General features: G+C 42.1%; 9 protein-coding genes. 2 read left to right on the top strand and 7 right to left on the bottom strand.

Features of this window, described 5'->3' with window-relative positions:
* The 5 genes from WBA23_RS14865 to WBA23_RS14885 form a co-directional block, all read right to left on the bottom strand.
* The coding region (locus tag WBA23_RS14865) for a penicillin-binding transpeptidase domain-containing protein (RefSeq protein WP_424583067.1) at positions 1–1,059 on the bottom strand (1,059 nt) is incomplete at its 3' end.
* Positions 1,056–1,421: a Rod shape-determining protein MreD gene (locus WBA23_RS14870; RefSeq protein ID WP_424583068.1), complete on the bottom strand. Its 366-nt coding sequence runs from the start codon at positions 1,419–1,421 to the stop codon at positions 1,056–1,058. The genes WBA23_RS14865 and WBA23_RS14870, both read right to left, overlap by 4 nt.
* A 158-nt stretch (positions 1,422–1,579) precedes the next feature.
* Positions 1,580–2,488, bottom strand: coding sequence for a rod shape-determining protein MreC (gene mreC / locus WBA23_RS14875; RefSeq protein ID WP_424583069.1), 909 nt, complete (start codon positions 2,486–2,488; stop codon positions 1,580–1,582).
* A 1-nt stretch (position 2,489) separates the two neighbouring features.
* A complete protein-coding gene (locus WBA23_RS14880; protein WP_424583070.1) occupies positions 2,490–3,515 on the bottom strand; it encodes a rod shape-determining protein in 1,026 nt (341 codons plus the stop codon).
* A 350-nt stretch (positions 3,516–3,865) separates the two neighbouring features.
* Entirely contained in the window at positions 3,866–4,243 is a 378-nt protein-coding gene (locus tag WBA23_RS14885) for a DUF4296 domain-containing protein (RefSeq protein WP_424583071.1), read from the bottom strand.
* A gap of 296 nt (positions 4,244–4,539) precedes the next feature.
* Here WBA23_RS14885 and WBA23_RS14890 point away from each other — a divergent pair, with 296 nt between their 5' ends.
* Both WBA23_RS14890 and WBA23_RS14895 read left to right on the top strand, forming a co-directional pair.
* Positions 4,540–5,331, top strand: a complete 792-nt coding sequence (locus WBA23_RS14890) for a 3-keto-disaccharide hydrolase (RefSeq protein ID WP_424583072.1) — start codon at positions 4,540–4,542, stop codon at positions 5,329–5,331.
* Positions 5,332–5,346: 15 nt separating this feature from the next.
* Positions 5,347–6,672 carry a Gfo/Idh/MocA family protein gene (locus WBA23_RS14895; RefSeq protein ID WP_424583073.1) on the top strand — a complete coding sequence of 442 codons (1,326 nt, stop codon included), beginning with the start codon at positions 5,347–5,349 and terminating at the stop codon, positions 6,670–6,672.
* A gap of 110 nt (positions 6,673–6,782) precedes the next feature.
* Here WBA23_RS14895 and WBA23_RS14900 read toward each other — a convergent pair whose 3' ends face one another.
* Positions 6,783–7,658, bottom strand: coding sequence for a YicC/YloC family endoribonuclease (locus WBA23_RS14900; RefSeq protein WP_424583074.1), 876 nt, complete (start codon positions 7,656–7,658; stop codon positions 6,783–6,785).
* Positions 7,659–7,724: 66 nt separating this feature from the next.
* Positions 7,725–8,297 carry a guanylate kinase gene (gmk, locus tag WBA23_RS14905; RefSeq protein ID WP_424583075.1) on the bottom strand — a complete coding sequence of 191 codons (573 nt, stop codon included), beginning with the start codon at positions 8,295–8,297 and terminating at the stop codon, positions 7,725–7,727.
* Between the last annotated feature and the right edge of the window lie 59 nt (positions 8,298–8,356).

The following is an 8,356-nucleotide window of genomic DNA, read 5'->3' on the forward strand; positions in this document are numbered from 1 at the left end:
CCGCAAGTCTTGGTTCGTATGAGGGCCATGGCAGGCAATAATACCCCGGTCGCAGCGGAAACGGGTATGCGGACCAATGACGCCCTCTTCAAGGCCGATTAATGCCTGAACGATCTTGAAGATTGAACCCGGTGGGAAAGCTCCCATCAATGGACGATTAAATAAAGGCTTAGTAGTATCAGAGGCTAATTCGGTGTAGTTTTTCCCGTAGTCACGCCCAGTGAGTAAGTTGGGGTCATAATATGGTGCAGATACAAAAGAAAGAACTTCGCCGGTTTTCGGTTCAATTGCCACAATGCTACCTCGCTTACCGGTCATCAAAGTTTCAGCGTACTCCTGCAAATTAATGTCTACGGTACTCACTAAGTTTTCACCGGCTACTGATAGGGTATCGAGGGTTCCATCTTTGTAAGAACCTTTTTCTACTCCTCGCACATTTACCATTTTGTATTTTACACCCCGCTTGCCCCGAAGCTGCTCTTCGTACTTTGACTCAATCCCTAAAATACCAATATAATCACCTTGACGATAAAAATTTTCCTCATCTCGCTGTAACTGATTGGAACTGATCTCGCCAATGTACCCTAAAGCATTCGCCAAATTCCGATAGGTGTACGATCGATTAGTACGCGCTTGAATTCGGAAGCCAGGAAAGTCTACCAAATAGTCTTGTACCGAAGCAAAGGCATTATTGGAAATCTGTTTGATAAACACCGAAGGTTTCACGTATGAGTATTGCTTAGCCTTCTTTAATTTCTCATCAAATTCTTCCTGCGTAATTTCGAATATTTCGCAAAAAGCTAAAGTATCTTTTAGTTGGACATCCTTCGGAACTACTTCCAAATTATATACCGGAGCGTTGTAAACTATCAGTTTACCATTGCGGTCGTAAATTAGGCCGCGAAAGGGATAGCGAACCTCTCGGTCAATAATATTACTATCGGCTTTTGCCTGGTAATCTTCGCTAAGTACCTGAATAGCGAATAATTTCGCCAGATAGATACCAGCAATAAGAATGAAAGTAAGCCGAATGACAAATTTGCGATTATTGTGAATCATAGTACGTTTCTACGCGAAGAAGAGTATATGATGTATTGAATAACTAATATCAGAATAAGCGAAAATGCGGCACTAGCCGTCGCTTTCAAAATAGTATGGCTAAATAACTGAAATCCACCAACCTCAATGAAAAAGATCAGAATATGGTGGACTAGCAATAAAGGAAATGCGTAAGTCATAAACCACTGCAATCCTTGCGACCGAGGTGATGGAATACTACCCATGTCGTACCCGCCCCGAGGGGTCAGAAAGTCAATCCAAAACTTGCGGATATACATGATGAACACACAAGCCGCAGCATGAATTCCAAAGGTATTATAGAAAATATCTACCAGCAAGCCAGTAGCAAAGCCTAACAACATAGCTGTTATAGCGCTCAGCTCGATAGGTAGTAAAAGAAGAAACGCTAAATAGACGTAACTGAAGGCTATGTCAAACAAAACAAGTTTTCTTACTATCAGCACCTGTATGATGAAGAAAACGATAAAGTTAAGAGCTTGTGGTAATAGATGCCGACTGTTCATTCCCCCACAATTGTTTGATGCAACAACGAATCTTTCTCTTGCTTTAGCTTATTTTTCACCACATATACGTATGATAATTGGTAAAAATCATTCGACAAGTCTACATCTATACTATAAAAAGCAGCATCTTCCTCGGGGCGTACTTCCCTCACAGTTCCGATTAGAACCTCGGGCGGATAGATACCACTGTAGCCTGAAGTGACCACCGTATCTCCGGTAATAATATTAATATGAATGGGAATATATCGTAAACTAGCTTGTGTAGGGTCAGTTCCATCCCATTCTATTGAGCCCAGAGTGTTAGAACGTTTGACTAAAGCCGATACATTCATATTGGTATGCAAAATAGAAGTAATCAATGCGTAATGCTCCGATACATCTTTCACCTTGCCTACTACCCCATTTGGGCTAATTACTCCCATGTTAGGTTCAATACCATCGGCCCGCCCTTTGTTGATAGTTACGTGATTTTTAAAATTCTTAACGGTATTATCTACGACTTTGGACGGGATGAATGCGTACTGTTGAAAGCGTAAGCTATCGGTACGACTGCGTGGATTAGGAAGTATAAATAAGGAATCTTGTGATAGAGCTTGTAGTGCTAATGAATCTTCTAATATTGGACTAAATATATCCTGAAGCGATTCACTGGACTGACCGGAGAGAACTGCTCGGAGTTGAGCGTTTTCCTGGGCGAGTTGATTATTTGCTTCCTGAAGGTTAAGGTATTCTGAGGCAGTATTAGAAAAATCCATCGCCGAAGCCACCATCTTATTAGATGAATTGACGACTACCGCCTGATGGTAGGCGTTATTGTTGACAATAAAAAACCCGCTTAGTCCCTCTAGAACTACGAATAATAATGTGGTTCGATATTTTAGTACAAACGAGAGAAGGTTATACATCTTATGTCATCAACACCGACTTAAATAAGTCAAACTTTTTCAATGCTACTCCAGTTCCTCGTACCACGGCTCTTAGCGGATCGTCGGCTACGTGTACCGGTAATTTGGTCTTCAGAGCTAATCGCTTATCCAACCCACGAAGCAACGCTCCTCCGCCGGTCAGGTGAATTCCGTTATCGTAAATGTCTGCTGAAAGTTCAGGTGGCGAAATCTCTAGGGCTTTTAATACTGCTTCTTCTATTTTAGAAATAGATTTATCTAATGCGTAGGCAATCTCCGAGTAGGATACTTTGATAACCTTCGGAATACCTGTCATCAGATCGCGCCCGCGAATTTCGTAATCATCTGGCTCTTCATCTAGCTCAGTTAATGCCGAACCTACTTCCAGTTTTACCTTTTCGGCCGAGCGTTCGCCAATCAACAAATTATGCTGTCGGCGCATATAGTCTAAAATATCTTTGTTAAAAGTATCACCGGCTACTCGGATTGACTGGTCGCACACAATACCTGAAAGTGCGATTACCGCAATCTCAGTCGTTCCGCCTCCAATATCAACTACCATAGAACCTACTGGCTGATCAATATCAATTCCGATTCCGATGGCTGCGGCAATAGGTTCATGCACCATGTATACTTCCTTGGCTCCCGCGTGTTCGGCCGAGTCCCGCACCGCCCGTTTTTCCACCTCAGTAATCCCCGAAGGAATACAGATAATCATGCGGTGAGATGAAGGAAGATAGCGATTACCGGTATCAATCATCTTGATCATACCCCTAATCATATGTTCAGCCGCGTGGAAATCGGCAATCACCCCATCTTTAAGTGGGCGAATGGTTTTTATATTTTCGTGTGTCTTCTCGTGCATCTGCATCGCTTGCCGACCAATGGCTAACACCTTGTTAGTGGTGCGGTCAATCGCGATGATGGATGGCTCGTCTACAACAATTTTTTCCTTATTTATTATCAGCGTATTAGCCGTTCCCAAATCAATGGCTATATCGCTGGAAAAGAAGTCGAACAATCCCATAAGTTAATTACTAATGTGGTTTGAGTGGTATTTTTATTCTTTTTAAGTTATACAAATTTCGTGTAAGACTTACCCAATTCAAATCGTTATTTCATTAGCCTATGCAATAGGTAAGGAAATTAGGGTTTCTTTACGAAACTGTCTAGCTTGTTATCACCGCTCTAATGTTTTGCGTAATTCCGCGCAAAATTAGATCGAAAATTTAACTATTAATAGGATAGCCGCTCGATTTCTTTTCCTATTCTGTTCGTTTTCTGATTCACTAAGATCTTACAAAGCAGTATGAGCAGAGAAAAGTTGGCTTTCCAAGTTGGAACTTACTTCTGACCAGCGAAAGTAGATGAAATTACCTACCGATTGGCAATACCTAGGTCTTTTGCTTTCTCAGCACTGTTCATGACACTGAGGCTATCTACTACCGCCGAATAAATTTGCTCCATCACTTCCATCTGATCCAGATAATATTCGTAGCTACGAAAGTAGACCGAATCAGTCACTTTGTGATCTTCGAAGATAGCGTACTCATAATTGCGGTAAATAATTTCTATGGAGTCGGCGTTTCTTGAACCGGTATAACTCATTTTAGCTTCAGCCAAATGCAAATCAATAAGGATAGAGGTCATTATTGATTTATCTAATAAGTCAGTCGGACGTTCGATAGGCTGTTCAGAACTTTTGCAAGCTCCTAACAACAAACACAAAGACAGAAAAATGTATTGATAACGCATTATTAAAGATCAACAGATCATCAGTACCATTATTACCGAAACGAGCAATTAAAAGTTCTCATTGTACTGATATGATTTTTCTAGCTATCACTAATAACTCATCACTTATGCAACTATTCTTATCCAAAGGCGCCAATTGGTTAGCTTTTGGTTTATAGCTATTTAAGCCCTACGTTAAAATATTGACAAAAGCTTTACATGTGCGCTAAGATTTACAGATATTGCTAGTCGCAACAAAATTGCGCACATGTAATTCTAAAATTATTTGCTAGAATGCCCAACCTTTCAACCGTAATATGAAGCAACCAACTTCTCTTATAGCAATACTTGTCTTTGCTCTGTCAGCATGTAGTACCGAGAATACGGCTGAAAAATCAGAAAGCACCGATGAAGTCGCTACTACCGATGAATGGATTTATTTGTTTGATGGTAGCAGCACCGATGGCTGGCGAGCTTACAACGGCGACTCATTACCCCCCGGCTGGATTATTAAAAATGAAGAACTGACTTTTGATACCAAGCTAGGGTTAGAGCAAGATTACGAAGGTGGAAAAGATATTATTTACGGGGCCGAAGAGTTTGATAACTTTGAACTTTATCTGGAGTGGAAACTACCTGAGGGCGGCAATAGTGGTATTTTCTATCATTTGAAAGAAGGCTACGACAGTCCGCCACAAGTAGCTCCTGAGTACCAACTTATTGATGACGAAAATTACGCCAAGATACACAATCTTACCGAATACAATTTGAGCTTGGGCTATACCGAAAAACCTGAAGAGCTGAAACCTTTGCAGCGAACCGGATCAGACTACGCCATGCATCCGGCCGACACTATCGATAAGATACTGAACCCCACCGGCGAATGGAATTCTTCAACCATCATATTCACGCCTGAAAAGGTAGAACATTGGCTCAATGGTAAAAAACTGCTATCGTTTGTTCCGTGGGATGAAGCTTGGGAAGAGAAGAAGAATTCGGACAAATGGAAAAACAGCCCGACCTACGGAAAATTTGAAACTGGATATATTGGCTTGCAAGACCATGCTAGCCCTATCTGGTTCCGAAATATTAAGATCAGAAAACTTTGACGAACGCCTAACGAAATGAATAAAAGAGAATTTCTTAAAAACGCAGCTACGCTATCATCTGTAGCTCTATTGCCTTCGGGAGCTTGGTCTCTTTCTCAAGAAAAGCGCCTACGTACGGCTCATATCGGAGTAGGTAATATGGGGGGCGAAGATTTGAAAGCAATATCTTCTCATAAATCAGTCGATGTTGTTGCGCTATGTGATGTAGATGCTAATAATTTAGCTGCTGCTCAAAAACTACACCCAACGGCTAAAACCTACGCTGATTACCGAGTGCTTCTCAAAGAAATGGGTGAAAAGATAGATGCCGTTATTGTGTCAACCCCCGATCATACGCATGCCCCTGCTTCTATGATGGCAATGCAAATGGATAAGCCCGTCTACTGTCAGAAGCCTTTAACCCACCACGTGAGCGAAGCTCGAGCCATGAACAAACTGGCCACAGAGAAGAATCTAGTGACCCAGATGGGAATTCAGGTCCATTCGTTTTACGATTATAAACTGGCAACCCTGATGATTCAGTCGGGTATTGTGGGAAAAGTACATACGGTGCGGGCTTGGTCTCCCAAAAATTGGGGCTACGATGGGCCAATGCCGAAAGGAAAAGATCCGGTACCTGAAGACTTGAACTGGAATCTCTGGTTAGGAACCTCGGCGAAAAGGCCCTACAAAAAAGAAGTGTACCATCCGGGAAACTGGCGTAAGCTAGTGGATTACGGTTGCGGCACACTCGGCGATATGGGAGTGCACATTTTCGATACGCCCTATAATGCTTTAGCACTGGATGTACCCATGACCGTTACTACTAATTGCAGAAAACCCAACGGGTTTGGCTACCCCGAAAAAAACATGGTAACCTATGAGTTTCCGGGTACCGAGTATACGGCCGATACTTTGAAGTGGGTTTGGTACGATGGTGCCGGTGCTGACCAGCAACGAGAAGACTTGATGCTACCCGGTGGCGAAGCCCTGCACAATCAGGGAGCAATGTTCATTGGAGAAGAGGGAAGGTTGTATCTGCCTCATTTTCAGATGCTTCCTCGGCTAATTGTGGATGGAAAGTATCAAGAGATTGACGTCGCTCAGTACAATGTAGGCGAACCAGTGCGTGATTACGAAAGTGAAGGAAAAAAGCATTATCACCAATTTGTAGATGCTTGCTTGGGTAAGGCCGAAACCAGCGCACCGTTCTCTTACGCCTCTCGATTAACCGAAACTATTTTGCTAGGAGTTATTGCCGGACGTTTCCCCGATCAGACCCTGCATTGGAATGCGAAATCAGCCAAATTTGCCGAGGAGGAAGCCAACCAGTACCTTGATAGTGCGTACCGGGAATTTTAGAAAAAAAGACAGTGAAAGGTGAAAATTACGGACTAATAGTAAAATCAATAAATTAGTATTTTAGCCACATGCTCCGGACTTGATCCGGGGTTTAGCTTAACTGTTTGCGACTAGAGTACATTTAATGCTTGTTCTTTAATCTTTTCTAGTTCTTCCTTCATAGCCACTACGTGATGTTGAATTATTGCATCATTGGCTTTAGCCCCAATGGTGTTGATCTCTCGGCCAATTTCTTGACTGACGAAGCCTAACTTTTTTCCGGATGCCTGGGGTTCGGCCAATACTTCCGAAAAGAAAGTGAGATGATTAGAAAGGCGAACAATTTCTTCGTTAATATCCAGCTTTTCCAAGTAATAAATCATCTCTTGTTCCAGGCGATTTTTGTCTACATTTTCCTGAGAGATTTCCTGAAACTGGGATTGAATGCGCTCTCGAAAGTGATTGTTACGACGAGGCACTTCGCTTTTTATGAGTTCTAGTGTAGCCGCAATTTGGTGCGCCCTTTCTTTAATATCTATTTCTAGCGCATCTCCTTCCTGTTGTCGAAAAGAGATGCATCGCTTCAATGTTTGCTGAATACAAGACTGCACCAATGTCCACAGTTCAGTATCTACTTCATCAGAACTAGTGTTTTGGACAACATCGGGTAATTGAGCCGCTAAGCGAAAGAGATCACCGGCAGGCTCACCTAGCTCATTAGCAATTTTTTGATACGTTCGAAAGTACGATTTTAGTAGATCTTCGTTAATCTGGTGCCCGCTTACCCCGGTTTTCTTCTCTATCATTTCTACCACCAAATTTACTTTACCCCGCTTCAATTTGTCTGATATTATGGTGCGCACGTCTAGTTCATACCCACTTAATGCTCGAGGCAGTTTAATACTAACATCCAGATATTTTGAGTTTAGTGTTTTTACTTCGGCAGTAATATCAGCTACATCATTGGAAACTTTTGATTTTCCGTAGCCGGTCATGGACAAAATCATACGATGGTATTAACGAGATAAAGAGTGCAAGATGAGTAGTTATTTATTGATACACAAAGTGGGAAACTATTGAGTGAACGTTCGGTATAATTGCTGCACCTCTCGCTTCGCCTCTTCTAAGTCATCGTTCAAAACAGTAAGATCAAATAGCTTTTCAAACTTAAGTTCGTATTCTGCCTTATCCAGGCGGTGTTGTATACTTTGAACCGAATCGGTATTGCGAGCAGATAGCCTTTCTTGCAACGTATTTAACGAGGGAGGACGAACAAATATCGCTAATGCTTGGTCGCCGAAGTAGTTTTTCAGATTAACCCCGCCTTTTACATCAACGTCAAAGATAACGTTCTTCTGATCGCTCCATATTCTGTCTATCTCCGATTTGAGGGTTCCGTAGTAGCAGTCAGGATATACCTCTTGATATTCGATAAACGCGTCTTTCTGCAGTTCTTGGCGAAACTCATCGGGTGAAAAAAAGTAGTAATCTCGTTCATGAATTTCGCTATCCCGTTGAGTTCGAGTAGTGGCAGAAATTGAGAATGAGAGATTAGAATTAGTCGTAAGGAGGTAACGAACCAACGTAGTTTTCCCCGAACCAGAAGGTGCCGAGAAAATGATAGCCTTGCCCTGAAAAGGCGACATCTATTATATGTTTTGATGAGTCACATGCTCACGAATATTGCTAAGCAACCCATCTGGGG

This window comes from Tunicatimonas sp., assembly GCF_049647865.1.
Taxonomy (GTDB): Bacteria; Bacteroidota; Bacteroidia; order Cytophagales; family Cyclobacteriaceae; genus Tunicatimonas.

Bases quoted from the DNA above. Each gene is read 5' to 3' on its own strand.
- WBA23_RS14900 (WP_424583074.1), bottom strand. From the start codon at position 7,658: ATGATTTTGTCCATGACCGGCTACGGAAAATCAAAAGTTTCCAATGAT.
- gmk (WP_424583075.1), bottom strand. From the start codon at position 8,297: ATGTCGCCTTTTCAGGGCAAGGCTATCATTTTCTCGGCACCTTCTGGT.
- WBA23_RS14870 (WP_424583068.1), bottom strand. From the start codon at position 1,421: ATGTTGTTAGGCTTTGCTACTGGCTTGCTGGTAGATATTTTCTATAAT.
- WBA23_RS14885 (WP_424583071.1), bottom strand. From the start codon at position 4,243: ATGCGTTATCAATACATTTTTCTGTCTTTGTGTTTGTTGTTAGGAGCT.
- WBA23_RS14880 (WP_424583070.1), bottom strand. From the start codon at position 3,515: ATGGGATTGTTCGACTTCTTTTCCAGCGATATAGCCATTGATTTGGGA.
- mreC (WP_424583069.1), bottom strand. From the start codon at position 2,488: ATGTATAACCTTCTCTCGTTTGTACTAAAATATCGAACCACATTATTA.
- WBA23_RS14895 (WP_424583073.1), top strand. From the start codon at position 5,347: ATGAATAAAAGAGAATTTCTTAAAAACGCAGCTACGCTATCATCTGTA.
- WBA23_RS14890 (WP_424583072.1), top strand. From the start codon at position 4,540: ATGAAGCAACCAACTTCTCTTATAGCAATACTTGTCTTTGCTCTGTCA.